The organism is uncultured Kriegella sp. (assembly GCF_963975415.1).
Classification (GTDB): Bacteria; Bacteroidota; Bacteroidia; order Flavobacteriales; family Flavobacteriaceae; genus Kriegella.
This window is the reverse complement of record NZ_CAXBGN010000001.1, coordinates 709,146-733,968: the sequence shown is the minus strand read 5'-3', so window position 1 is coordinate 733,968 and position 24,823 is coordinate 709,146. Positions and strand designations below refer to the sequence as shown.

The following is a 24,823-nucleotide window of genomic DNA, read 5'->3' as shown; positions in this document are numbered from 1 at the left end:
CATGATTTCATTTATAATTTCAATACTGGTTTTGATTTTGGGTTATTTTACCTACGGTAAGTTTGTCGAAAAAATATTCGGCATTGATCAAAAAAGGGAAACTCCGGCGGTTCGACTAAGAGACGATGTAGATTTTATGCCTTTACCCGCTTGGCGTATATTTTTAATCCAATTTCTAAATATCGCAGGATTGGGACCTATTTTTGGTGCTATTGCTGGAGCCATGTTTGGTCCGGCTGCTTTTTTATGGATTGTTTTGGGAAGTATTTTTGCAGGAGCCGTTCACGATTATTTTTCAGGAATGTTGTCGGTGCGTCATGACGGACTCAGTATTAGTGAAGTAGTTGGTATCTATCTCGGCCCCAATGTAAAACAGGTAATGCGCGTGTTTACCGTAGTATTGCTGATTTTCGTAGGTACGGTATTTCTCATGGGTCCGGCCAAGATAATCGACGGTATGACCGGTGGAGTTTGGAATCTTTGGGTGTGGGTCGGTATCATTCTGGGGTATTATGTGTTGTCTACCTTGCTTCCTATTGATAAATTGATTAGCAAATTATATCCCATTTTCGGAGTGGCCATGCTCTTGATGGCCGTAGGCCTTCTGATTGCGTTGGTCTTTGGCGATTATGCCATCCCCGAGATTGTACCTTCCAATTTGAGGAACATGACTTCGAATCCGGAAGAAACCCCGCTTTTTCCCATCCTTTTCGTCACCATTGCCTGTGGTGCTATTTCGGGTTTTCACGCAACGCAATCCCCATTGATGGCACGCTGTATGCAGAACGAAAAATTAGGAAGGAAAATTTTTTATGGCACTATGGTCACCGAAGGAGTCGTAGCCTTAATTTGGGCCGCCGCCGCCATGACCTTCTTTGGTAATGTAACCGACTTAAATGGGGCGATGCTGGCGAACGGAAATAATGCCGCTTGGGCTGCTAATGAAATATCATTAAATATGTTGGGGGGTGTTGGCGGAATTTTAGCGCTATTGGGTATTGTTGCCGCTCCCATAACTTCGGGCGATACTGCGTTTCGGTCGGCACGATTGATTTTAGCGGATATTTTTAAGGCGAGCCAGAAAAAAATAAAGAGTAGACTGTACATCAGTTTACCCTTGTTCGTAATCGCATTCGCATTGACACAAATAGACTTCGGAATTATTTGGCGCTATTTTGCATGGAGCAATCAAACCTTGGCAACTGTAGTATTGTGGACAATAACTGCCTATTTAATTTATGAGAATAAGGCTTATTGGGTAACGCTCATACCCGCACTTTTTATGACTATGGTGTGTAGCACCTATATACTTGTCGCCCCCGAAGGCTTTGGTCTTGCAAATGACATTGCGTATATCGGAGGTGGTCTTACAACAATTGGGGTATTGGTCTTGTTTTGGATCTATGCGACCCAACGTAAAAAAGTTTTGGCATCAATATGATCAAGAAAAATAAACGGAAACTATTTCTAAGTATCTTTCCTTTTTTTTTAGTGCTTGCTGTGGCCTGTTCCGAGAAAAAACGGCAGACCCATGCAGACAATATCAAAGAACCCTTGTTTACGGTTTTAGATGCCAATGATACTGGACTCAATTTTGTGAATAAATTGGAGGAGTCCACCACCATGAACGGATTCTACTACGAGTATTTTTATAATGGCGGCGGAGTAGGGGTAGCCGATTTTAATAATGACGGCCTTCAAGATGTCTATTTTATTAGTAACCTTCGTACAAACAAGCTATACCTGAATCAAGGCGGACTGAAGTTTAAGAACGTTAGCGTGAAAGCCAATGCCCAAGGTAACGGAGGGTTTCCGACCGGGGTATCCATCATAGATATCAACAATGATGGTCTAAAGGATATCTACATCCTTAAATCGGGTCGTTTTGAAACGGACGATTTACTTCGAAATGAACTGCTGATCAATAAAGGTGTCGATGCCGAGGGTGTTCCCGTATTTGAGGAAAATGCCGCGGCTTATAACTTAGATTTGCCCCATTATTCCACTCAAGCCGCTTTCTTTGATTATGACAAGGATGGAGATCTAGACATGTTTTTGATCAACCATAATATCGAAATGTATGGTATTGAAGAATTGGATAAGGTGGCAGAGGGCAAGTCGGATAAAATAGGTGAAAAACTGTATCGAAATGATAACGGGAAGTTTATCAACGTAACGGAAACTGCAGGAATTATAAGTAACAATATCGGGTTTGGCTTGGGCGTCGCCATTGGTGATGTCAACAACGACGGGTGGCCCGATGTTTATACCAGTAATGACTATTACGAAAAAGACCATCTCTATCTGAATAATTCCGATGGAACATTTACGGAAAGCGCTTTAAAGGCCTTTAACCATATTTCGACCTTTTCTATGGGGAATGATATGGCCGATATCGATAACGACGGTTTTCTCGATATTGTTTCTTTGGATATGATGGCGGAGGATAATTATACCCAAAAGACGAGCATGAGCGGTATGAACGTTGCCAATTTCTATAAGATTGAAAATTTGGGGTTGCACCGACAATACATGTACAACGCCCTGCAAATCAACAATGGGGTCTATCCTGGGTCAACGATTCCAATTTTTTCCGATGTTGCCCAATTGGCGGGCGTATCAAGTACCGATTGGAGCTGGGCACCGTTATTATTTGATATGGATAATGATGGCCATAAAGATCTGTTTGTAACCAACGGCATTAAAAGAGACTTCCGAAACAACGATTTTTCAATTTATCTGGAAGAGAAATACCAAGAAAATATTCGTCGGAATAAAGTCGATTTGGCAAAACATGTAGACGATTTGTTAGATAAAATGCCAGGACGTAAAACAAAGAATTACCTATTTCTAAATAATAAAGACCTGCGTTTTCGTCCATTGGAATTGGAGCAGCCGACATCCTTCTCCAACGGTGCCGCCTATGCCGATTTTGATAACGATGGTGATTTAGATATCATCGTAAACAATATCGATGATTTCGCCCATCTGTATCGAAACAACTCAAAAAACAACGCGTATATTGATATCGATCTTAAGGGTCCTAAAGAGAATAGGGATGGTTTGGGAGCTCGAGTTGTGGTAACAGCAGACGGTAAGGAATATTTGAGCGAGAACTATTTTAGCAGAGGTTTTCAATCGGCCATGGCCGTACCCTTGCATTTTGGTTTGAACGATATTCAAAAAATAGAGACCGTTAAGGTCATTTGGCCAGACGGGAAAAATCAAGTGCTTCACAATGTAATGGCGAATCAAGTTTTGGATGTTGTTTATGAGCCTTCCGGAATAGCGGAAATAAACGCTTCAAAGGGCGATTTTTTATTTCATGATATCACTGAAAGTTCAGACATTTCATTTAGGCATAAAGAGAATATGTATAACGATTTTGAAATGGAGTCGTTGTTGCCCCATAAAATGTCACAATTCGGTCCGAGCTTGTCCGTTGCGGACGTAAATGGTGATGGTCTTGAGGATTTCTTTATTGGAGGGGCCATGGGCCAGCCAGCAGCGCTTTTTCTTCAGTCGAACATAGGGAAGTTTGTTCGAAAACAGGTAGCATCCTTTGAGAAAGACGGCCATCACGAAGACACCGCTTCACTTTTTTTTGATGTTGATGGCGATGGCGACCAAGATTTGTATGTGGTCAGTGGAGGGAACGAAAAACCGACAGATGATGAATACTATCGAGATCGGTTGTATCTGAACGATGGTTCTGGCGATTTTAGGCGTGATGTGCAAGCACTTCCGGCTATTGTCGCAAGCGGCCAGGCAGTCACGGCGGCCGATTATGACAATGATGGTGATCTTGATTTGTTTGTTGGATCTCGGGTACGCCCGTTGAATTATGGTGTACCTGTTAAAAGCTACCTCTTGGAAAATAGATATTCTGATGGCGAAGCGAAGTTTGTTGACGTTACTGAAACCCTTTGTCCAGATTTATTGGAGCACGGTATGGTGACTGATGCACTTTGGGCCGATATCGATAGTGATGGTAATTTAGAACTTGTAATCGCCCAAGAATGGGGTAGTATTGAAATATTTAAAAAGACAGACGGGCGGTTCATAAACAAATCGGAGCAGTATGGCGTCGCCGGTCAAATTGGCTGGTGGTCGGGCCTTGCAGCCGATGACATCGATAATGATGGGGATCTGGATTTGGTTGCCGGTAATCTTGGGTTGAATTATAAATACAAAGCTTCCGAAGCTGCACCCTTTCATTTGTACGTAAACGATTTTGACAAGAATAATTCCAACGATATCGTTTTGGGTTATGAGCAAGACAGTGCCTTGTATCCCCTAAGGGGAAGGGAATGTACGTCAAATCAAATGCCGTTCATTAAGAAGAAGTTTAAAACCTATGATGCTTTTGCTAAAGCAGATTTGAAGGAAGTCTATGGAGAGGGATTGGATAATTCTTTACACTACGCCGCCAATAACTTTGCCAGTTGTATTCTTGAAAACAAGAACAACAAAACATTCGAATTCAAACCATTGCCGAACCGGGCTCAGATTTCATCGGTTAACAAGATATTGGTATCCGATAGCGCTGAAAGTACAAAGAAAGATTTAATTGTATTAGGTAATTTGTATGCATCAGAAGTAGAAACCCCAAGAAACGATGCGGGTTACGGACTCTACCTAAAAAATAATGGAAAATTGCAATTCAGTGCGGTAGCCCCTGCTGAATCAGGGTTATATGTTCGAGGTGATGTACGGGGAGCTTCCTTTATTGGGTTAGGCGCCGAGAAAAAGAAAGGAATACTGGTGGCACGTAATGACGATACCTTGATGTTATTGCAAATGTAGTGTGTCAGTACTGAATCACTTGAATACCTCGATTAAAGATTATATAGGTTAAATACGAATGGGCGGTATGTTGAAAACATACCGCCCATTCGATTAGGTGATAAACATTTGTTTTACGATGAGGAAACTACCCCGAGCGTATACAATTGCTCCAGCGTTGGTGATTCGCTACCCCCGGCAGGTTCTAAGGTGATTCCGAAAGCTTCGGTATCGTTAGGGTTTGCTAGTGCGAAAACCTTGTTCTCATCCGAAATAAAATCTTCTAAAAGCCCCATACTTGTAGGGGTAAGAGGATCCAATTTTAACGACCAGACTTGGTATACGAAACCATCGGGTGGTTCGGGCAAGCCTTTTGCATCGATATAGACTTTTTCTTCCGTCTTGTTCCAATAGGCCTTTGCATAAGATTCGGGAGCGACTTCCTGACCGCCCAAGGCAACAACGGTAACGTTTTGATCGCGAAGTGTCTCGAGTAATTCTTGAGATTTCTCAAGCGACGAATCTGAATCGGCTATTTGCTGCTCCAACTGACTGTTGGTCTGATTTACAACTTCTATTTGAGATTTTAAGTCTTGATTTTGGGTGTACATCCATACAAGACCGGCAATTAATAAAAGAGAAGCGGCCCATCCCACATACCATATTGGGTTCACCTCTTTTTTAGTCATTGGAACTACCTTGGTTTCGGAGCTTCCCATTCCTATTTTTCTTTTAACACCATTAAAGCCGTTTGTAAGGCCTGGTGAGAGGGCTTTGGTCACCGCTAATATAGATTTTTCGATTTCTTCGATTTCTTGTTTTATCCTAGGGTACTTTTGAGCATTCTCATACACCTCTAGATTTTCTTTCGCTGAAAGCAATCCGGCTACGTAGAGCTCTAAAATGCCTGATGCTATGTATTTTTCTTCGTCCATATTACAACTGCATATTTTTCCTGAGTTGAGAGATGCAACTTCTATTCCTAGTTTTTACAGTTCCCAACGGAATCTCCAATTTTTCTGAGGCTTCCTTTTGAGTGAAACCTTTAAAATATAGCATATCGATTAGCTGTATACACTTATCTTTAAGCTCTTTGATCAATTTGGTAAGACCAATACTATCAATATTGCTATTGGCGGCACTGTCATCTTCAAGCATACCTACGAAGTAATCGGCAGACAGGTTTTTTTTGTTGTTTTTATAGGATTTTGAGCGCACTTCATCGATCGCAGCGTTGCGGGCAATGTTCAAAATCCATGTAAAAAAGCGTCCTTTTGAAGAATTGTAACTTTCTGCATTGTTCCATACTTTAACAAAAACATCTTGACAAATTTCTTCGGCAAGGTCATTATTACGTACGATGGTATTAATTACGCCACATATATTCTCAGAATACATGTGGTGTAATTTTTCAAAGGCGGATAAATCCTTTTGCTGAAATCGTTCCACTAGGGGGTCTAGTTCCATAGAAAATTTTAGGGTTATGAGACTGTTCTGAATTGCATGACCATCGTTTTTATCAATCGGTTTTGATACAAAATTTTTTAACATAGCCGTAGCCACGGATTATCCCGAACGTTCGGGATAAGCAAAATAATGTATCAAAAAGGAGCATCAAAAAATAATCGGTATATTTCAAAATGGACTCTAGGTTAAATATAAAAAATAGCGGTCTAAAAAGCCGCTATTTTCTCAACTATTATTCGGTGCTATTGAATTATACCAGTACAACTTACACGTGTGCCTGCATCACCACTAGGCTGTGAAGTGTAATCATCAACGCCATCGTGTACTATGACCGCTTTGCCCACAATATTCTTGGTAGCGTCGTCACAATCGATACACCATTGATTTGTTTCAAATTCAACAGTGGCGTTACCCTCGGCATCAGCGGGGAAATTACCAATGTCACCTCTGTGATATCCTTTTGAATCGCCCCATTTCCCATGGGGTTCATTCGTGGGATTCCAATGCCCGCCCGTTGATTTTCCGTCATCCGAAGAACAGTCCGCTTTTTCATGAATATGAATAGCATGTTCGCCTTCACTAAGTCCAGACAATTCGGCTATCATTTTTACGCTCCCATTTTCTTCGGTGAAATTGACAACGCCCTTGACGGTACTGCCACTTTTGGGTTCCATAGAAAATTGTAGTGATTCGGCGCTGACCTCTTCGTTCATTTCACTCATGGTCTGCTCCATTTCACCGGTCGTTTCCTTAGTCTCTTTTTTTTGGTCTTTGCAATTGTAGGAGAGACTTACCATCAATGCAATTACCCAAATACTTATACTTCTCATTTCTTAGGTTTTTTTGATGAATTCTAAACGTACCAATTAATTTAGGGGATATCAAATTCAGAAATGATATGCGTCATCTTTTACTTTTATTGGGTTAAAAATGGTGGGTAGGAATAAAAAAATCCCGATTTTGACCGAAATCAAAACCAGGAATCTTTTTTTCTATAACTGTTTTCTAATTTTCTTCTACCTGCATATGCCGGATTTAAATCAGAAAATCAAACCTTTGAAGTAAGCGGAAAGATGATATTAGTTTTTTTGTAAAAGTACATCTGCTTTTACGGCAACTTCATTCCAAGTCTTGCTCACACCATCAGGACCGGTATGTAAGACTTCACAAGCTTTATTGATGGAAGCAACGGCATCTAGCGCATCCCAGTCTTCCAAATTCATTATACCGGCAAAAGAAAAGTTGTTTTCATCGATAACTGTCCGGTTCAACGGAATTGTACCGGTTTGTCCGTTTAGGGTAACGTCGATGGAATACTTATCGTCACCTGAAACTTTGAAAACCCCGGAAATGAGCTCGGTGTCTTTCATAACACCGAAGAAGAACTCCAAGATTTTAGGGTCTCTCGTTCCGGTCGCATCATTGGTAAATAAGCTGCTAACAGGAATACTGAATTTGGTGCCATTAAGGGCCTCCATGGCCGTACCGCCTTCATTAGAATCAGTAATGTTTATTGTTGTGAATTTGCCACCAACAGGAAGTTTTTCAGTGGTCTTGTAAGCCGTGAAACTAACTTTGGTAGAATCTTTGACTAAATTAAATTTTTCTGAGGATGCTGCCTGAACCGTTGTGGCTTCTCCTTCTTGCCCTTTCTTTGCATCTTTACAACTTACCCCGGTAATTAAAAGTAGGCCTAAACATGCAAAAGCTAATTTTTTCATGATATTCTTATTTTAAATTTTAGGTATAAAGTTACATATAAAATGCCACCTCGAACAATTCTTAAAATGAATTAATCCAAATTTTAAATGACATCTTACTTTCCGATTTTATAGGAAACAGGAAGCTATTTGTTCAAAAGTGAAGTGATAACCCTGGTTTCGCTATGTAATGTTTTGTGTACAGGGCATTTATCGGCAATTTCCAAAACACGCTTGATCTGTTTGTCGTCTAATTTAGAGGTCAGTTTTATCGCTCGGTTAAACGTGTCAATTTTTGCATTCGGATTTTCACAATCCAAACAATCTTCCGCATGTTCTTTGCTATAAGAAGTGTGTACTTCAACATTATCGATTTGCCAGCCTTTTCTTTTGGCATACATTTGAATAGTCATGGCCGTACAGGCCGATAAACCCGCCGAAACGAATTCGTAGGGTGATGGCCCGAATTCATTGCCACCAACCTCGCTGGGTTCGTCGGCTACCATATAATGGCCACCTACTTTCATTTGTGTGGTGAATCCGTCTTTGGCATCAAGACTTGCCACGACTTGATGTTTGGTTTTCGGTTCTTTTTGAACAAGATCAATATGGAGGTATCGCTGTGCCCAACCTGCTATGACCTTACCAACATACATCGAATCTTCCTTTTTCATCAGTAGGTGGTCGGCCCCATCTAAAGAAACAAAGCTCTTAGGATGATGTGCCGCGACATAGATTTCCTCTGCATTTTTTATGCCTACGGTGTCGTCTTGTGGCGAATGCATGATGAGTAGTGCCTTTCGCAACTTTTTTACGGTTTCAGGTAGGGGATTCGTCTCTAGGTCATCTAAAAATTGCTTTTTTATGGTGAAATCTCGACCACTTAGGTTGATCGTCGCTTTTCCTTCCGAAGCTATTTCGTCAAGACCACTTTTAAGTAAATGGCGTATATGGGTAGGGGTAGCGGGAGCCCCAATGGTTGCCACTGCTTTTACCGACGGTATTTCGGCTGCTGCAAAAATGGCCGCAGCACCGCCCAAAGAATGCCCGACCAAAAGCGTGGGCGCACTAAAATTCTGTGCCAAATAATCTGCTGCCACAACAAGGTCTTGTACATTGCCTGAAAAATTGGTATCGGCAAAATCACCTTCGCTTTCCCCAAGTCCGGTAAAATCGAAACGTAAAACTCCAAAGCCATTCGAAGTCAGCTCTTTTCCGATATTCCGTATAGCCGATAGGTTCTTATTGCAGGTAAAACAATGGGCAAACAGTGCAAAGTTGTGTGGATGTTGATCGGCGGGCAATTCTAACCGACCGACAAGCGTCTGGCCTTCTTCGTTTCTAAAAGTGACTTTTTGTAAGCTCATGTCTTTTCCTTTTTGAATATACCTCTTAAGTCGGGATTATAAATAACTCCTATCTGTAGACGGTCAAAATTTGCATTGGGGAAATGGTTTTTCATATAACCGACCTGAGCACTAAGGTTACTGGTGACATTGATTCCCAAGGCCCCATACAATCGGTTTTGGCCGAATACGTCATCTTGCAGGTTCAGAAAAACTTCGTCATAAAAATTCAAAAAGAAAATGTCGGTCAAGGGCAAGGTCACCTGTAGTCGGTATCGCGCTCGATGCTGTGTATCGGTTCGATCACCAAAATCGATAAAACGCTGTTCCAGTCGATACCGATGCTCGAAAAGGAATTCCCCAACCTTGTTTTTCAGAATAAATTGTTCAAAAATTCGATGTTCTATCGAATTGGTTTCGTCCGGGAATTCTTCAAAAGTGCCGTCAGTGGTAATATGACCATACCCTAGCGTAGCAATCGCATGCGGATTGATGTGATAGTTCAGGCCTGTACGTAACAACAGTTGGTTGAAATTTTTTCCGTTTTCGTAGTACCGTAATTGTGCTTCGGTATGTATGCTCAATTTGTCGGATATCTTGTTGGTGCCAAAATACATGTGCCAAGAGCCTAGGGAATTTTCACCCGTTTCTTGGGCCATACTTAAAAATGATGAACAGAATAGGATACTAACAAGTAAGCTTCGAATCATTGCGATTTTTTTTAGGATTTTGGCTAAATATACCAAAACAAAAAAAAAAGAATAATCCAAAAGATGTTATTTTTTATTGGAAATGGATTGTAATCTTTCATCAATCGCTTCCTTGCTCAACCATTTTCCCTGTACCATAACCCCAGAAACTTGCTGTAGCGCCTTTAAGTTTTCCAATGGATTGCCATCGATTAAAATAAAATCGGCCGCCAACCCTGCTTTGATTTCACCAAATTTATCTTGCATATCGAAATATCGGGCCGGGTTTAGGGTGCCCGATTGAATGATTTCCAAGTTCGTCATACCGGCATCGGCCATATCCTGCATTTCCTTATGGATCGAGAATCCGGGTACATTGAATAGTTGGGGGGCATCGGAACCCAGTAAAATTCCATGACCGTTTTCACTTAATTTTTTAAGCAATTCTTTACGAATGGCATCAAAATTTTTCCATTGTTCCGCATCAAAGCTGCTGTCTTCGCCTGTCGATGCTATTTTCCGCCGTTTCCAATCTTCAAGTGTGCTTGCGGGCATGTATTTCATTTCAGGGAGTGCTAACAAGTCATCAACATCGGCCGGAGCAAACCACTTGGTAAAAAGACTTTGTGTCGGTACGATCCAGACCTCTTTTTCTTTAGACAGTTGTACCAATTCATCAATTTTGGAAGTATCTGCCAAGGGTGTGAAGTTATAGCCGAAAAATCCGTTTTCGTTTGGCTTTACATTTTCAGATTCAGGTACAAGGCCTTCTAAAAATCCATCAACATGGTCGATAGAGGCATATCTGCTCTCCAAGGCATGACGGATGCCGACAGCTACAGGTACGTGGCCGGCAAAAGGAATGCCCACTTCATTTGCGGTCTTTACCATTTGGTCAAAGACCTCTCGTTGAACGCCCGGATGGATTTTTAAAAAATCGTACCCCTCGTTCTTATATGCCGTCACCATTTCAATCGCTTCTTCTTTGGTCTTTACCGAATTACCGTTAAATGACGGACTCGAAGTAAAAATACGTGGACTCAAAACCGCACCGTTTTTAGCCTTTTCCCGAAGTTCTAAATGGGTCGGGTGGCCCAGCATCCCCCGTATTGTGGTAATTCCGTTCGAGAGATATAAAAAAAGAACATCTTCAGTTCGCTCCGGGGAGGTTGGCGGTTGCGGAATATGGGCGTGCATCTCTGCCAGGCCCGGGACTACATATTTGCCTTTCCCATCGATTTTAGTTGCATATTTATCTGCATTTTCAATGGCTGTTGAAAGCTGCTTTATTTTTCCCGAATCAACGACGATTTGCCGGTCATTCAGAATTTCGCCGTTCGTTACATCGATAATGGCCACATCGGTAATCAGTGTGGCCGTAGTACTTACAGTATCTTGAGCCTCATTACAGGCCAAAAACAATAACATTGCCAGACAAGTGATACAGCTTTTCATAATAGTGGTTTTAATTGCGTGATTTTATATTTTGTGCGCATAGTTGAATAATTTCTACGATGCGCTTTTTTCGAGTCGCTTCCCGTTTAGCCTGGTTTAGCCAAGCCAAATAACCTTTTTGATAGCTCGAGCTGAAGTTTTGATAATTTGAAAAGGCAATTGGGTTAGCATCGAAAGCCGCTTGTAAATCGGTCGGTACAATACCATTTTCGACATCATCAAGTGCTGCCCATGACCCATCATTTTTGGCATCTTCTATTTTGGCCAAACCGCTTTCGTGCATGAAATCGTTGGCTATCAATTCTTCAATATGGGTTTTGTTTACTTTGCTCCAAGCACTTTTGGCATTGCGCGGGCAAAAGTACTGCCGACGTTTGCCTTCGCCCAAACGTTTTACGGTACTGTCGATCCAACCATAGCAGAGTGCTACTTTTACGGCTTCTTCCCAGCGCATGCTTTCTTTTTCGTGGTCGACCTTATAAAAAATCAAGTAGACGCCTTTTTGCTTGTCATGGTTTTGATGCAGCCAATTGCGCCATTCCGAATCGGTTTTAAAATAGAGCATGGGCATTTCCTCCATAAGGGTAAAGTTTATCTAAAATTACTATTTGGTCAATAGCACAAACAATGCTTACATTTATAGGCTTGGATTTTTACGGATTAAATAAAGATAAAATATTTAGATTAATGAAGAAGCATTTTTTGTTGACGTTTACCGTCATTGCCCTTGTGTTTAGCTTTTCTTGCACCGATAAATCAAAAAGGGAGGGGAAACCGAAAGTGTTGGTTTTTTCAAAGACTATGGGGTTTAAGCACAGCTCAATTCCAAAGGGAATGGCAGCTTTACAGCGGTTGGGCGCCGAAAATGGTTTTGAAGTAGACACCACAAAGAATGCCGACCTTTTTAACGAAGACAACCTGAAGCAATATTCCGCTATCGTATTTTTAAATACGACGGGCAATATACTTGATGCGCAGCAAGAAGCTGCCTTTGAACGCTATATGCAAGCCGGGGGAGGTTTTGTCGGCATTCATGCGGCAACGGACACCGAATACGATTGGGGCTGGTACAATAAATTGGTGGGTGCCTATTTTTCGGGCCACCCTGCAGGAACTCCTGAAGCCGATTTTGTGATTAAGGATAAAAACTTTGCCGCGACCAATTTTTTTACAGATTCCATCTGGCACAGAGCCGATGAATTGTACAACTTTAAAAAAATCAATCCGGATGTCAACGTTTTGATGACTGTCGACGAATCGACTTATAAAGGGGGTACAAATGGGGATTCGCACCCAATGAGCTGGTATCATGAATATGATGGAGGGCGTGCCTTTTATACCGCTGCCGGACATACCGATGAGAGCTACGCCGAAGAAAACTTTCTAAAACATGTTTTGGGTGGAATTCAATATGCGATTGGCGAAAATAAAAACTTAAACTATGAAAAGGCGGTAACTCAAATACCACCCGATGTCGATCGTTTTTCGAAAAAGGTATTGGTCAATGGTGAATTTTTTGAACCTACCGAAATGGCGGTGCTTCCCAATAACGACATATTGGTTTCCCAAAGACGAGGTGAAATAGTTCATTATGATGCAGAGACCAAGGAACTTAAAGAAGTTGCAAAGCTCGATGTATATCACAAAACGCTGAACACCCCGGGGGTGAATGCCGAAGAGGGATTGATGGGACTTCAGAAAGACCCTGATTTTGCAAATAATCATTGGATTTATGCGTATTATGCCCCAACAGGTGACAAATGGGTCAACCGTTTGTCCCGTTTTAAATTTATTGATGACACTTTCGACTTGGCTTCGGAGCAAGTGATTTTAGAAGTGGATAGTCAACGTGAGATCTGCTGCCATACAGCAGGTTCCATAGCTTTCGGACCCGACAATATGCTGTATCTGTCGACTGGCGATAATTCAACACCTTTTAATGAAAAAGGCGCGAAGTATGTCAATAATGGGTTCGCACCGTTGAACGATCTACCCGGGAAAGAGCAGTACGATGCACGACGATCTTCAGGTAATACAAATGATTTAAGAGGAAAAATTCTACGGATAAAAGTAAATGAGGACGGAAGTTATGATATTCCCGAGGGCAACTTGTTCCCCGAAGGAACCGCTAAAACCCGTCCTGAGATATTTACGATGGGACACCGAAATCCGTATCGCATTTCCGTTGACCCCAAAAAAGGCTGGGTCTATTGGGGCGACGTCGGGCCCGACGCACGCGAGAATAAATGGGATACCCGCGGAACTCGGGGCTATGATGAAATGAACCAGGCCAGGGAAGCCGGAAATTTTGGTTGGCCATTGTTCGTAGGTGGTAATTATGCATACCGTGACTATGATTATGCAACTGGAGAGTCCGGTGATTTCTTTGACCCCGAACACCCGATCAACGATTCAAAAAACAATACGGGACTTACCGAACTTCCGCCCGCGCAACCGGCGTATGTGTATTATCCATACGTCGAGACCCCGGATTTTCCACAAGTTAAAACAGGAGGTCGAAATGCGATGGCCGGTCCGACGTATTATTCCGATATGTACCCCAATGGCGGAACTTTGCCGGCGTATTATAATGAAAAAGTCATTATTTACGATTGGATCCGTGGTTGGATGATGGCCGTGACCCTGTTCGAAGACGGCACTTTTAATAAAATGGAGCCTTTTGGATCCGATATCGACCTAAACAACCTGATCGATATGGAAATGGGCCCCGATGGTACGGTTTATCTTTTGGAATATGGTAGCGGTTGGTTTTCGCAAAATGACGATTCGGCATTAAGTTATATCGAATACAACGCCGGAAATCGACCTCCATTGATCGATAATATTATTGTAGACCATACAGCGGGAAAATTACCGTTGAATGTTACCGCCAAGGTCGAGGCTCGTGATCGCGAGGATGATGCGATTACTTATCTCTGGGACTTTGGTAACGGGGAGACCAAGGAAACATCGACTCCCGAGGTATCTTATTCGTATACAGAAGCTGGCGATTATAAAATTTCGGTGGAAGCCAAAGATGCTAAGAATGCAATGACCAAAAGCGAGATTGTTTCCGTGGTTGCCGGAAATTCACGACCTGAAGTTGCTATTGATTTAAAAGGAGGGGATGCTTTTTTTCAAGAGAATGTTCCTGTGGCGTATGCGGTTTCTGTGACCGATGCAGATGGCAGTGCGATAGACCAGAAGAATATTTTTGTCTCTGTCGATTATATGGAAAGCCTGGATGAAGCCAACAAATCGTTGGGGCACCAACAGGTTTCGGCCGCGATTACGGGTAAGGCGCTTACCTTGGGTATGGACTGTAAGACCTGTCATAAGGAAAATGAAAAGTCCATCGGTCCAAAATATATCGATGTAGCGAACAAATACCAAAAGGATAAAAAAGCCAAATCATATCTGCAAAAGAAAATTGCAACTGGAGGTAGCGGTGTATGGGGCGAGGTAACGATGCCTGCCCACCCGAATATTACAAAAGATGAAACCCGGCAGATCACAGAGTATATCATGTCATTGGCGGCCAATACCGCCAAAGAGAAATCATTGCCTGTGGCGGGAACCATTCGCCCCAAACCGACCAAAGATGCCAATGTAATGGTGCTTACGGCTAGTTATACCGACAATGGGGAAGAGGGAACCATACCGTTGACAGGCGTAAAATCGATTGTTTTAAAGAAAAATAAGGATAAGCCTCAGGGCAAATAGAAATGTATCCAGTTGTATTGTTATTGTTGGTTTTATGAAAAGATTTCCGCTTAACGTAGTCTTGCTATGTGTGGTGGGCGTCTTATCGATTTCTTGTAGCACGCCAAAATACACCTATCTCTTTGATACGGGAAAGCACTTGGATTTTAACGAGGGAAAATGGATATTGAACAAAACGACCTCCAACTCAAAAATTTTTGATACGGAATTAAAATCGGCCGTAAGAACGCATTTTAAAGCAATTATTGGCGATTCACTGTTGGAAATCAACGATTTGCGATAAACCAAATTGATCGGGCCCGATATCGCTTTTGAGTTGAGCCCGGCTAAATTAAAGCAACTAAAAGCAGATACCGACTGTGATTATCTGATAAATGTCAAAGGAAATATTATAAACGAAGGTATCGGGGGACTTTCAATACCCTCTGACGAACCTGATTATTATGCGAGCAACGAATCATCGGTGTCGATAGTTATTTACGACTTAAATAGTGGTATTTTGATTAGCTCGTCGCAGGTATATGCGAAGTTGACCGAAGAGGGTTCCCATTTCGATAATGCAAGCAAGGTGCCCACTCTGGCCACCAGTGCCCAAACGGCGATGCTTGTAGGGGCAAAAAAACTAATAGCGAAATACGATAAATATCGTTTGGATAACTAAAGGGCTATCGGACCATTAGCGTAAAGGCGAAGTAGCGATAGCCGGAAGTTGTACTTAATTTAATCAACTTTTAAAGACAAATGACAGTTAATTAAAGTATGCTGGTAAAAAAGAATTCTATTTTGAGGCACTTACCTAATATGGAAGAAAAGCAATTACTGACTTTAGACTCTTTGCGGTTCACCTTAGAAACAATTGACTATTCGTATCATAATATTCTTAAACATGTTACACGCATTTCCAAAAACCCAAGTCAAAGGAACTATCCACAACTTTTTCATTACACTTGGACTTTTTTAGATAGTATTAGAAGGTTTGTAAAATTATACAAAGTTTTGCCCTCAAATAATGGACACGCAATAATAAAATCAATAGAAAATATAAGTTCACCTAGAAATACTTACCAGCACTTGGATGAACGAGTTGATGAATCTATTATTAACTCCCGAAGACCGTTCTACGGTGCTTTAAAATGGACATATCATGATCCTGATGCTAATGATGCTTTTACATTTGTAGCAATAAGTGGACTGCTCTACGGAAATCCCGGAGTAGTGAATTTTGAGGATTTCGATAAATCTAAGCCTATCGACTCAATAATCTTAGAAACTGTTGATAGAAAAAAAGAAATGGACATAAACTTATCCGAGGCATTTAATAATGTTTCCAAAGTTGTTGAAAATTTGGAGAAAGAAATAATGGAAAAAGTAGCAGAAAACAATTATCAATTGGTAGACTGGGAATCGAAGCGGGACGTTATTCTTAAATTAAAAAGAAATATACCGGAATAAGAACTAAGTACAACATTGGCTATACTCAATGCGCGCGTAAGTGAGTAAACCAAAGGTCTGGGCGTGTCGAGCCGCACCGCAAAATCTTTTGGATTTGGCAATTAAAAAAGATAAAATAATTACAAAACAAAAAGCTTTGGCTCGCAGACCAGACGGAAACGAAAAGGTTTCCTTACTGCCCTACTTGCCGAGACGTTAGCCTTTATGAAAAAAACAACCCAAATGGAAATAAACTATCGGAATTTAGGTTACATTTTTTTATTAATTATTCCTTTAACCGTTATCGGATTTTACCCTAGTTATTTTGGTTTATTCCCAGAATTTAATGAACATATTGACACTCTTGTTCATTTACACTTTTTCTTATCTGCATTATGGATTGCTATATTAATTACGCAACCGTTTCTTATTGTAAATAAAAAATATAAATGGCACAAAATTATTGGAAAGAGCACTTATGTAATTTTCCTATTATGGATATTGAGCTTTCTCGTAATGATTTATAAAGTCATTGAAAAGGAAGATTATGATTATTTGGTTTTTCCAATTGGAAATATGCTCATTTTGATTGTTCTATATTTTCTGGCTATCAAGCACCGAAAAAAAACTGCTAAACATATGCGATATATGATTGCGTCAGCAGTGGTTCTTATTGACCCAACTATTGGAAGGTGGACATTTAATATTTTTGGAAATGACTTAATAGCAATGCCAATTACATATGCTATTATGAATTTAATATTAATAGGCCTAATTTGGATGGACAAACGGAATGGGAAGGATTACAAACCTTATGTTGTCGCTTTAATATGTTTCTTATTATACAACATAGCCTTTTTTATTGTGTATCTGACTTAAAATTATAATGAAAATAATGAAATAACAAAGGCTAATACCGTATATAAGCTATGGCTTGGTCTGTGTCCACTTGGAAAATCCGCAGGATTTTCCAAAGCCAGTTTTTATTTGGCGAGGATTGTTGCGAGACACGCCACAGCTCATATACATTAACGTTGGCAAAAATTTGGAAAGACCTTATGAAAAAAAGAAAAATTATTTCATTATTGTTTTTGCTGTTTGGCGTTGTTTTAAGTGTTGCCTTTATATTAGGGATTGAATTTCCTCAAGGATTTGAGGCCTATTTTAAAAGGGAATATTATAACCAATTTGGTCCTTTGGCCATAAGTGTTGAACTTTTAATAGCAGGTTACTACTTCTTTGTAGGCCATTAAAAACGAATTTCGCTTTAGCTATTTTTGGATTTACAGCCTTGCTAGACCCTCTCTTTGATCAAATAGGTCTTTTCGACAGCATCGTACCTTTATACGGAACAATAATTTTATCGCTTTGTGGGCTGTTATGTATATGGCTAGCATTTGCAAACCCATTTGAATTAAAACGTTTATCTCGTTTGGTAGCCATATTAAGTCTTGTCCTTGGTATTTTTGTTGAGCTGTTCTTCAACTATTTCTGATAAAAATATTTGCTAAGATAGTAACCGTTGCACAAGCCGTTAGTTCATAAAAAACGGATCCATTCAAGCCTCTTTAAGAGGCTTTTTCGGTGTCAAGTCAGAAATGGAAAGCTAATTTTCCGTTTTTATGTTTATCAACTAATATGAACATCATAGATATAAATGTCAGCGCGAAATCTTATAATCTCCTTGTTTTAATATAAAAATTACGATCAACGGTAAAGGTCGATAGATTGCCATCCAATTTTTCTGTTTTCCATTCCGAAGTAGGGCTGAGCCATTGTGGTTTTTTATCCACAAAAACCCGAAGGGGGAAATATAAGCAATGAAAACAAGCTAAAAATTAAAAAAAGTTACCAATTCGGTAACTTTTTTTGTTATCTTTGTTTCAAACTAGGGTAAAGTGAGGGTAATTGCAAAACGGACCTTACGAGATTTTTGGGAAAAACACGCAGATTGTGAAGCGCAATTAAAGTCGTGGTATAGTGAAACCGAAAAATCCGAATGGAAAAACATAAACGATTTAAAGAAAGAATATCCCAGCGCGAGTATTCTAAAAAACAACAGAATTGTTTACAATATCAAAGGGAACAACTATCGCTTAATTGTAAAATTCAACTTTGAGTTCCAAATATGTTGGATACGATTTATTGGGACTCACGCAGCATATGATAAAATTGACGCAAATAACATTTGATTATGAATATTGTACCTATTAGAAACGAAAAAGACTATCAAAATGCCCTCGACCGACTTGAAGGGATTTTTGATGCAAAAATGGGCACGGTAGAAGGAGACGAACTCGAAATACTTTCCATTCTGATAGACCGATATGAAAACGAAAATTTTCCGATCGGCATGCCAGACCCAATCGAGGCCATTAAATTCCGTATGGAACAAATGGGAATGAAGCAAAAAGATTTAGCTAAAGTTGTTGGGTTTAAAAGCAGGGTAAGCGAAATATTGAATAAAAAACGAAAACTTACTTTAGATATGATACGAAAACTAAATACGACGCTTCATATTCCGACCGAAGTTCTAGTTCAAGAGTATTAAAAAAAGGCGCGTAACCCCTCCACGAACTGGTTTGCTAGAAATGTTATAACCTCCTTGTTTTAATATAAAAATTTTGATCCACGGTAAAGGTCGATAGATTTCTTGCGCCCTTCCCTAAAATTCGTGGCCTCAATTAAACCTTTTACAAAAGCATTCGTCTAAAATATTACAATAAAAGAGCAGATTGGGGATGCCTAAAATTAGTCTATTTATACTTTCTTTTCTATTTCTGGGTTTTACAGCCCAAAGCGATTTAGGTATTGCGGACGAGAACTCAAGTACCGCAGAGATTCCTATCCATGACTTTGAATCGTTGGAGCCCTTGTTATATACCAAAACCAATAAAACCCATATCATAAATTTTTGGGCCATGTGGTGCGCGCCTTGTATCAAAGAGCTACCCGTTTTTGAACAGTATCAAAAAGACCATCCAGAGGTAGAAATGCTATTGGTAAGTCTCGATTTTCCCGAAGATATTGAAACAAAGCTAAAACCTTTTTTAAAGAAAAGAGGCATCACCACAGACGTGGTCTTATTAGACGATCCCGATGCCAATAGCTGGATCGACAAAATTGACCCCAATTGGTCGGGTGCCATTCCGTTTACCATAATTTTCAATAATAAAGAGCGCGCCTTTTACGAGCGCCCATTTGATAACAATGAAGATTTACAACAAGAAATCAATACTACAATACATCCAAAAAAATGATTAAAAAAATGAATGTCGCTTTGACACTGTTCCTATTGTGTGGTTTTTTAACCACTACGACCATAAATGCCCAAGACAGAAAAGGGCCACCGCCGAACGGCGAACGTAAAGGCCCTCGAGGTGGCGGTCACAGTCCCGAACAAACCAAAACACTGGATGAAATCGGGGGGTATAAAATCGGAGATGTCGCTACCGATTTTAAACTCAAAAATGTAGACGGTTCAATGTTTTCGTTGTCGGATATTAAAAATGCCAAAGGGTACATCGTAGTCTTTACCTGTAATGAATGCCCTTTTGCCAAAATGTATGAAGACCGTTTAATTGCAATTCATAACGAATATGCCGCACAAGGGTACGCTGTGGTTGCCATTAACCCCAATGTAAGTGAAGGTAGTCAAAGGGAAAGTTTTGAGGCGATGCAAAAAAGAGCCAAAGAAAAGGAGTTTCCATTTGTCTATCTAGCCGATGAAAAACACGAAGTATTCCCAAAATATGGCGCCGTACGAACACCGCATGTTTTTCTGTTAGACCAAGAAAGAAAAGTACAGTATATCGGTACCATAGACGATAACGCACGCTCTGCCACTGATGCAAAGGTCAACTATCTTGAAAACGCCATACAGGCACAGCAACAAGGCGAAAAGCCCGAAATTACTTTTACCAAAGCTATCGGGTGTCCGGTAAAAGCGATTTAAAACACGTGAGGGTTTTGCTAGAAATCTTATAGTCTCCTTGTTTTAATATAAAAATTTTGATCGACGGTAAAGGTCGATAGATCGCCTTCCAATTTTTCTGTTTTCCATTCCGAAGTAGGGCTGAGCCATTGTGGTTTTTTATCCACAAAAGCTCGAATGGGTATGGCAAAACCTTCTACGCTATCGGTGTATCGATATTTTATGGAATTGCCATCCAATTTATATTCCAAAAAAGGAATTTGATTTGTGCGTAGGTATTGGTCAAAGAAAACCGAAAGGTCTTGCCCCAATTGCGCACTGATATAATTTTCGATCTGTGCTGTAGTTACGGTTTGATGGTAAAATTCTTTATTGAGTCCGCGTAGGGTCTGCCGCCATTTTTCGTCATCGTCGGCCAGCTGTCGTAAGGTATGTATCATATTCGCCCCTTTATAATACATGTCGCCAGAGCCTTCCGCATTTACATTATAGGTTCCTATGATGGGTTTGTCGTTTTTGATATTCTTACGTGTTCCGATAACATACTCCGAGGCCGCCTCTTTTCCGTAATAGTAATCTACAAATAGGTTTTCGGAGTAAGCGGTAAAACTCTCATGGATCCACATATCTGCCACATCCTTATAGGTAATATTGTTGGCAAACCATTCATGCCCTGACTCGTGAATGATGATAAAGTCAAATTTTAGACCCCAACCGCTTCCGGAGAGGTCCCTGCCCAAATAGCCATTTTTATATTGGTTGCCATAGGTTACCGAACTCTGGTGTTCCATACCCAAATAAGGCACTTCTACCAATTTATATCCGTCTTTATAAAAAGGGTAGGGGCCAAACCAATGTTCAAAAGCCTTCATCATTTTTTTGGCATCTAAAAACTGCTTATGGGCCTTATCGAAATTTTGTGGAAGCACATAATAGTCCATCGTCAACGGCCCGGCCTCACCTTGATATACTTCATCGAAATGGGCATAATCGGCGATGTTTACGTTGACGCCGTAATTGTTGATAGGGTTTGCCACAAACCAATGGTAGGTTTTGGTATCAGCGTTTTCCTCTATACTTCTCAGTCTTCCGTTGGAGACATCCATCAGGTTTTTGGGCACGGTCACACTGATGGCCATACTATCGACTTCGTCGTACATATGATCTTTGTTGGGCCACCATACACTGGCGCCCAGGCCTTGACAAGAGGTAGCGACAAAAGGTTTGCCGGTACTGTCTTCTTTCCATGAGAAACCACCGTCCCAAGGGGCACGTACCGCTTCTTTCGGGTGACCGGAATAGTGTACGACGACTTCGTTGAAATCCCCTTTATGCTGGGGTTTTTCCAGTTGCACAAAATGGGCATTTCCGTTAGACCGTACTTTTAACGTCTTTCCATCTTGCGTAACTTTTTCGATGTTCAGCGGAGGTTGCAAATCGACCTGAAGTACCTTATTTTCCTCCAAAACCTTATACCGAATGGTATTGCTGCCCGAAATAAACTTTTCGTCAGGCTTTATTTCAACATTCAAATGATAATAATTAAGATCCCACCAGGCACGCTCGGGGGTAATACTACCACGAAGGGTATCTTGTTCGGTGAAACTTTGGCCGAAGGAAGCTATCGATGATCCTACGGTCAATATACAGGCAACAAGTACTTTCCTTTTCATAGTTTTCAATTTCAAAAGCTAAATCTATCTTTTTAATGGACCAAATTCCAAAGAATAATTGAAATTTAGAATTTTTTTAGCAGCATTTAACGAAAAACCCCATTGGGAAAGACTACCGGACTTTCAAATCCGTCTTTTCCCACCGCGGCCACACCAAAAAAGAAATTATCAATAACCACGCCAGTCAAGGTGTGTTCCGTTACATCGCCAACATACCTGCTGTGGTCCCAGGTGGGTGCCGTCGTATCACGCCAATATATCTTATAGCCAATGACACCGTCGACTTTACTCCATTGCAATTTGGCCGATGGCGCTACGATGCCGCCTATTTTTACTTCTTTTGGTGCCGGTGGTGCCCATGCCAAGGAAGCCAGATTAATGGCGTTGACCGCAGTCAATTTTTTGGCGTAAGCAAAATTCACATGTTCCAGCACATCACCGTAATCGATTCCGTTTTCAGAACGAATGTCTTGATGCTGCTGCGTATAATTTTCATGGGCTTCCATAATACGAATCCCTGCAAAGCCTGCATCGTTGAACGGTCGATGATGTCCACCACGACCAAAGCGGTCCAGCCGATAAATAAGCATCGGGTTCATTTCAGGCATATAGGTACGGGTGTTTTTGTGCACATACCGGGCGAGCTGGCGTGAAATACCATCGACTTCACCACCATAAAACCGTCGGGCCCTGCGCTCTTTTTCTGTTTCGGTAGGGGGAACAGGTTCGGAGAAAATTCTAAAATCGACGTTGCTGACAATGCCATCGACCCCGGAAATATTGCCAATCATATCATTATTAAAAATGCCGATAATATCCCAGCCCTGTTCTTTGGCATAGGCCGCTAAACCTTGGCCGCCATAAAGGCCCTGTTCTTCCCCAGAGAGTCCTAGATAGATAATACTATTCTCGAATTGGTATTTTGAAAGCACCCGCGCAGCTTCGAGAGTACCTGCCATTCCACTGGCGTTATCGTTGGCCCCGGGCGAATCGGATGTAAAATCGTTTTCGTCGCTGACACGTGAGTCGATATCCCCGCTCATAATGATAAAGCGATTGGGGTGGGTTTTACCGCGCTGAATAGCGACCACATTGACAATTTCTACATCTTTTACAATGCGGTTACTGTGTCCCTTTTTTATAAAATTCTTTTGATAAGATACCTCCAAACAGTTACCACAGGATTTTCCTATTTTTTCAAATTCCGATTTGATCCAACGGCGTGCCGCCCCGATGCCCCGGGTTTGCGAAATCGTATCGCTTAATGTATGGCGGGTACCAAAATTAGCCAATTGGGTCACGTCTTCCTTTATCCGTTTCTCCGATACGGCGTCGATAATGTCGTAGATTCTAGAATCGGTTTGAGACCAAATCGAAGTAGTTATAAAAAGGGCGAGAAGGTTGATTGATTTTTTCATTTGTATCACTGATAAATATTAGAGATAGGTGTTCTTTTTTAAAAGGTAGGCGGTTCCCAATGCCGGTCCTACCAATAAAATCAAAAAGACGTAGCTAGGATTGATTTTCTCTGCGCTAAAAGACAATAGTTGAATACTGACAATACTTATCGCAAAGCCGATGCAATTGACCAAGGTTAGGCCTGTGCCCTTAAACTCTGGTGCCACCGCAGAAGCGACCATATTGGAAAACTGGGGAGAATCGGCGGTTACGGCCATTCCCCATATACACCATCCGAACAAGAATAGGAGGGGAGGCAATTGAAACAGTAAGGGAGACAATAAGCAAAATGCACCTGAGACCACTAGCGAACTTGTGGCGACTTTGTAACTTCCGAACTGTTCCGATAAAAAACCTCCTAAAATACAGGAGAGGCCACCTAAGGCTATGGTAATTCCTGTCCACATTGGAACGGATAAGGAAGCCTCGTTGAGATTATTGAATGTTTGGATGGCCAAGGGGGTAAACGCCCAAAAAGCGTATAGCTCCCACATATGGCCAAAATAACCAAGGGTCGCTTTTCGAAACCCGGCAATCTTAAAAAGTGCTGGCCCGGCCTTTAATTGCAGTTGTTTGGATGGCTTTCGAAAGGGACCGTTCGGTACGAGGATCCACAGGAGAAATCCTCCGAATACGGCTAGGCCAGAGGTAGCTTTGATAATGACCGTATAATTGTTTCCCCAAGTTGTACCTCCCATCAAATAGGGAAAAGCCGTACCGAAAACCAGGGCACCAACCAGAAAACCTAAAGCTTTTCCCAGCCCCGATTCGTAATAATCGGCTGCAATTTTCATTCCGACAGGATAAATTCCGGCCAAAAAGAAACCTGAGCCAAAACGGCCCAGGATCAACAGTGAGGTCGTAACGGTATTCGATAAAAGCAAAAGGTTGCAGGCCGCAGCCAACAATGCACAGATCATAAAAACCCGTGATGGAGGATACCGATCGGCTATCATCAGGGCCGCAAACACCAAGGTGCCAATTATAAACCCTAAATTAACCGATGAAAGTACATAGCCGATAATCTCGGCACCCAATCCTGTTTTTATGGCAAGGTCATCAACTATTGCATTGCCTGCAAACCATAATGAAGTACAGGCAAATTGTGAACTAATAATTGTGGGCAGAATATAGGGTCTTCGTTTCAATTAAAATTGCTCGG

23 protein-coding genes are annotated in these 24,823 nt (G+C 41.2%); 12 read left to right on the top strand and 11 right to left on the bottom strand.

The annotated features are described in order from the left end of the window. Position 1: 1 nt before the first annotated feature. Together AACZ88_RS03020 and AACZ88_RS03015 are read left to right on the top strand one after the other, a co-directional pair. A complete protein-coding gene (locus tag AACZ88_RS03020) occupies positions 2-1,441 on the top strand; it encodes a carbon starvation CstA family protein (protein ID WP_339705963.1) in 1,440 nt (479 codons plus the stop codon). Beyond that, positions 1,438-4,806, top strand: coding sequence for a VCBS repeat-containing protein (locus AACZ88_RS03015; RefSeq protein ID WP_339705960.1), 3,369 nt, complete (start codon positions 1,438-1,440; stop codon positions 4,804-4,806). Before AACZ88_RS03020 ends, AACZ88_RS03015 begins: the two co-directional genes overlap by 4 nt. Positions 4,807-4,919: 113 nt before the next feature. Here the strand turns inward: AACZ88_RS03015 and AACZ88_RS03010 are convergent, their stop codons facing one another. From AACZ88_RS03010 to AACZ88_RS02975, 8 genes are all read right to left on the bottom strand, one after another. Next, complete coding sequence (locus AACZ88_RS03010) at positions 4,920-5,720, bottom strand: anti-sigma factor (RefSeq protein WP_339705957.1); 801 nt, start codon at positions 5,718-5,720, stop codon at positions 4,920-4,922. Between the two features lies 1 nt (position 5,721). Continuing rightward, on the bottom strand, positions 5,722-6,252 hold the full coding sequence (locus AACZ88_RS03005; protein WP_339706454.1) for an RNA polymerase sigma factor: 531 nt from the start codon (positions 6,250-6,252) through the stop codon (positions 5,722-5,724). A gap of 242 nt (positions 6,253-6,494) precedes the next feature. Next, complete coding sequence (locus AACZ88_RS03000; protein WP_339705954.1) at positions 6,495-7,082, bottom strand: superoxide dismutase family protein; 588 nt, start codon at positions 7,080-7,082, stop codon at positions 6,495-6,497. 249 nt (positions 7,083-7,331) lie between these two features. Further along, on the bottom strand, positions 7,332-7,973 hold the full coding sequence (locus AACZ88_RS02995; RefSeq protein ID WP_339705951.1) for a hypothetical protein: 642 nt from the start codon (positions 7,971-7,973) through the stop codon (positions 7,332-7,334). 125 nt (positions 7,974-8,098) lie between these two features. Continuing rightward, a complete protein-coding gene (locus AACZ88_RS02990; RefSeq protein WP_339705948.1) occupies positions 8,099-9,319 on the bottom strand; it encodes a bifunctional alpha/beta hydrolase/OsmC family protein in 1,221 nt (406 codons plus the stop codon). Continuing rightward, positions 9,316-10,008: a DUF2490 domain-containing protein gene (locus AACZ88_RS02985; protein ID WP_339705945.1), complete on the bottom strand. Its 693-nt coding sequence runs from the start codon at positions 10,006-10,008 to the stop codon at positions 9,316-9,318. Before AACZ88_RS02985 ends, AACZ88_RS02990 begins: the two co-directional genes overlap by 4 nt. Before the next feature lie 66 nt (positions 10,009-10,074). Next, the gene (locus AACZ88_RS02980; RefSeq protein ID WP_339705943.1) at positions 10,075-11,442 is read right to left on the bottom strand and encodes an amidohydrolase family protein; all 1,368 of its coding nucleotides are present in this window, start codon (positions 11,440-11,442) and stop codon (positions 10,075-10,077) included. A 10-nt stretch (positions 11,443-11,452) separates the two neighbouring features. Beyond that, the gene (locus tag AACZ88_RS02975; RefSeq protein WP_339705941.1) at positions 11,453-12,022 is read right to left on the bottom strand and encodes a YdeI/OmpD-associated family protein; all 570 of its coding nucleotides are present in this window, start codon (positions 12,020-12,022) and stop codon (positions 11,453-11,455) included. A 107-nt stretch (positions 12,023-12,129) separates the two neighbouring features. Between AACZ88_RS02975 and AACZ88_RS02970 the strand changes: the two genes are divergently transcribed. The 10 genes from AACZ88_RS02970 (at position 12,130) to AACZ88_RS02925 (ending at position 20,551) form a co-directional block, all read left to right on the top strand. Further along, a complete protein-coding gene (locus tag AACZ88_RS02970; RefSeq protein ID WP_339705939.1) occupies positions 12,130-15,165 on the top strand; it encodes a ThuA domain-containing protein in 3,036 nt (1,011 codons plus the stop codon). A gap of 34 nt (positions 15,166-15,199) precedes the next feature. Beyond that, positions 15,200-15,448 (top strand): hypothetical protein, encoded by a 249-nt coding sequence (locus tag AACZ88_RS02965; RefSeq protein ID WP_339705937.1) that lies wholly within the window; start codon positions 15,200-15,202, stop codon positions 15,446-15,448. Positions 15,449-15,481: 33 nt separating this feature from the next. After that, the gene (locus AACZ88_RS02960) at positions 15,482-15,826 is read left to right on the top strand and encodes a hypothetical protein (RefSeq protein ID WP_339705934.1); all 345 of its coding nucleotides are present in this window, start codon (positions 15,482-15,484) and stop codon (positions 15,824-15,826) included. Between the two features lie 335 nt (positions 15,827-16,161). Beyond that, positions 16,162-16,617 (top strand): hypothetical protein, encoded by a 456-nt coding sequence (locus AACZ88_RS02955; RefSeq protein ID WP_339705931.1) that lies wholly within the window; start codon positions 16,162-16,164, stop codon positions 16,615-16,617. 204 nt (positions 16,618-16,821) lie between these two features. Next, on the top strand, positions 16,822-17,475 hold the full coding sequence (locus AACZ88_RS02950; protein WP_339705928.1) for a hypothetical protein: 654 nt from the start codon (positions 16,822-16,824) through the stop codon (positions 17,473-17,475). A gap of 179 nt (positions 17,476-17,654) precedes the next feature. Next, positions 17,655-17,849: a hypothetical protein gene (locus tag AACZ88_RS02945; protein WP_339705925.1), complete on the top strand. Its 195-nt coding sequence runs from the start codon at positions 17,655-17,657 to the stop codon at positions 17,847-17,849. A gap of 645 nt (positions 17,850-18,494) precedes the next feature. Next, complete coding sequence (locus tag AACZ88_RS02940) at positions 18,495-18,788, top strand: type II toxin-antitoxin system HigB family toxin (RefSeq protein WP_339705923.1); 294 nt, start codon at positions 18,495-18,497, stop codon at positions 18,786-18,788. A gap of 2 nt (positions 18,789-18,790) precedes the next feature. Then, on the top strand, positions 18,791-19,147 hold the full coding sequence (locus AACZ88_RS02935) for a helix-turn-helix domain-containing protein (RefSeq protein WP_339705920.1): 357 nt from the start codon (positions 18,791-18,793) through the stop codon (positions 19,145-19,147). Positions 19,148-19,337: 190 nt separating this feature from the next. Beyond that, positions 19,338-19,856 (top strand): TlpA disulfide reductase family protein, encoded by a 519-nt coding sequence (locus AACZ88_RS02930; protein WP_339705917.1) that lies wholly within the window; start codon positions 19,338-19,340, stop codon positions 19,854-19,856. Continuing rightward, the gene (locus AACZ88_RS02925; RefSeq protein ID WP_339705915.1) at positions 19,853-20,551 is read left to right on the top strand and encodes a thioredoxin family protein; all 699 of its coding nucleotides are present in this window, start codon (positions 19,853-19,855) and stop codon (positions 20,549-20,551) included. The genes AACZ88_RS02930 and AACZ88_RS02925 overlap by 4 nt, the downstream gene beginning before the upstream one ends. A 26-nt stretch (positions 20,552-20,577) precedes the next feature. Here the strand turns inward: AACZ88_RS02925 and AACZ88_RS02920 are convergent, their stop codons facing one another. The 3 genes from AACZ88_RS02920 to AACZ88_RS02910 form a co-directional block, all read right to left on the bottom strand. Next, positions 20,578-22,203: a M1 family metallopeptidase gene (locus AACZ88_RS02920; protein WP_339705913.1), complete on the bottom strand. Its 1,626-nt coding sequence runs from the start codon at positions 22,201-22,203 to the stop codon at positions 20,578-20,580. An 86-nt stretch (positions 22,204-22,289) separates the two neighbouring features. After that, complete coding sequence (locus tag AACZ88_RS02915) at positions 22,290-23,621, bottom strand: M28 family metallopeptidase (RefSeq protein WP_339705911.1); 1,332 nt, start codon at positions 23,619-23,621, stop codon at positions 22,290-22,292. Positions 23,622-23,639: 18 nt separating this feature from the next. Next, positions 23,640-24,809, bottom strand: coding sequence for an MFS transporter (locus AACZ88_RS02910; protein WP_339705909.1), 1,170 nt, complete (start codon positions 24,807-24,809; stop codon positions 23,640-23,642). Positions 24,810-24,823: the final 14 nt, after the last annotated feature.

What these genes read in the sequence shown, in the direction of transcription:
- AACZ88_RS02935 (WP_339705920.1), top strand. Translation starts at nt 18,791, where the DNA reads ATGAATATTGTACCTATTAGAAACGAAAAAGACTATCAAAATGCCCTC.
- AACZ88_RS02985 (WP_339705945.1), bottom strand. Translation starts at nt 10,008, where the DNA reads ATGATTCGAAGCTTACTTGTTAGTATCCTATTCTGTTCATCATTTTTA.
- AACZ88_RS02945 (WP_339705925.1), top strand. Translation starts at nt 17,655, where the DNA reads ATGAAAAAAAGAAAAATTATTTCATTATTGTTTTTGCTGTTTGGCGTT.
- AACZ88_RS02975 (WP_339705941.1), bottom strand. Translation starts at nt 12,022, where the DNA reads ATGGAGGAAATGCCCATGCTCTATTTTAAAACCGATTCGGAATGGCGC.
- AACZ88_RS02980 (WP_339705943.1), bottom strand. Translation starts at nt 11,442, where the DNA reads ATGAAAAGCTGTATCACTTGTCTGGCAATGTTATTGTTTTTGGCCTGT.
- AACZ88_RS02990 (WP_339705948.1), bottom strand. Translation starts at nt 9,319, where the DNA reads ATGAGCTTACAAAAAGTCACTTTTAGAAACGAAGAAGGCCAGACGCTT.
- AACZ88_RS02965 (WP_339705937.1), top strand. Translation starts at nt 15,200, where the DNA reads ATGAAAAGATTTCCGCTTAACGTAGTCTTGCTATGTGTGGTGGGCGTC.
- AACZ88_RS02995 (WP_339705951.1), bottom strand. Translation starts at nt 7,973, where the DNA reads ATGAAAAAATTAGCTTTTGCATGTTTAGGCCTACTTTTAATTACCGGG.
- AACZ88_RS03010 (WP_339705957.1), bottom strand. Translation starts at nt 5,720, where the DNA reads ATGGACGAAGAAAAATACATAGCATCAGGCATTTTAGAGCTCTACGTA.
- AACZ88_RS02970 (WP_339705939.1), top strand. Translation starts at nt 12,130, where the DNA reads ATGAAGAAGCATTTTTTGTTGACGTTTACCGTCATTGCCCTTGTGTTT.
- AACZ88_RS02930 (WP_339705917.1), top strand. Translation starts at nt 19,338, where the DNA reads ATGCCTAAAATTAGTCTATTTATACTTTCTTTTCTATTTCTGGGTTTT.
- AACZ88_RS02920 (WP_339705913.1), bottom strand. Translation starts at nt 22,203, where the DNA reads ATGAAAAGGAAAGTACTTGTTGCCTGTATATTGACCGTAGGATCATCG.
- AACZ88_RS03015 (WP_339705960.1), top strand. Translation starts at nt 1,438, where the DNA reads ATGATCAAGAAAAATAAACGGAAACTATTTCTAAGTATCTTTCCTTTT.
- AACZ88_RS03000 (WP_339705954.1), bottom strand. Translation starts at nt 7,082, where the DNA reads ATGAGAAGTATAAGTATTTGGGTAATTGCATTGATGGTAAGTCTCTCC.
- AACZ88_RS02915 (WP_339705911.1), bottom strand. Translation starts at nt 23,621, where the DNA reads ATGAAAAAATCAATCAACCTTCTCGCCCTTTTTATAACTACTTCGATT.
- AACZ88_RS02925 (WP_339705915.1), top strand. Translation starts at nt 19,853, where the DNA reads ATGATTAAAAAAATGAATGTCGCTTTGACACTGTTCCTATTGTGTGGT.
- AACZ88_RS03005 (WP_339706454.1), bottom strand. Translation starts at nt 6,252, where the DNA reads ATGGAACTAGACCCCCTAGTGGAACGATTTCAGCAAAAGGATTTATCC.
- AACZ88_RS03020 (WP_339705963.1), top strand. Translation starts at nt 2, where the DNA reads ATGATTTCATTTATAATTTCAATACTGGTTTTGATTTTGGGTTATTTT.
- AACZ88_RS02950 (WP_339705928.1), top strand. Translation starts at nt 16,822, where the DNA reads ATGAAAAAAACAACCCAAATGGAAATAAACTATCGGAATTTAGGTTAC.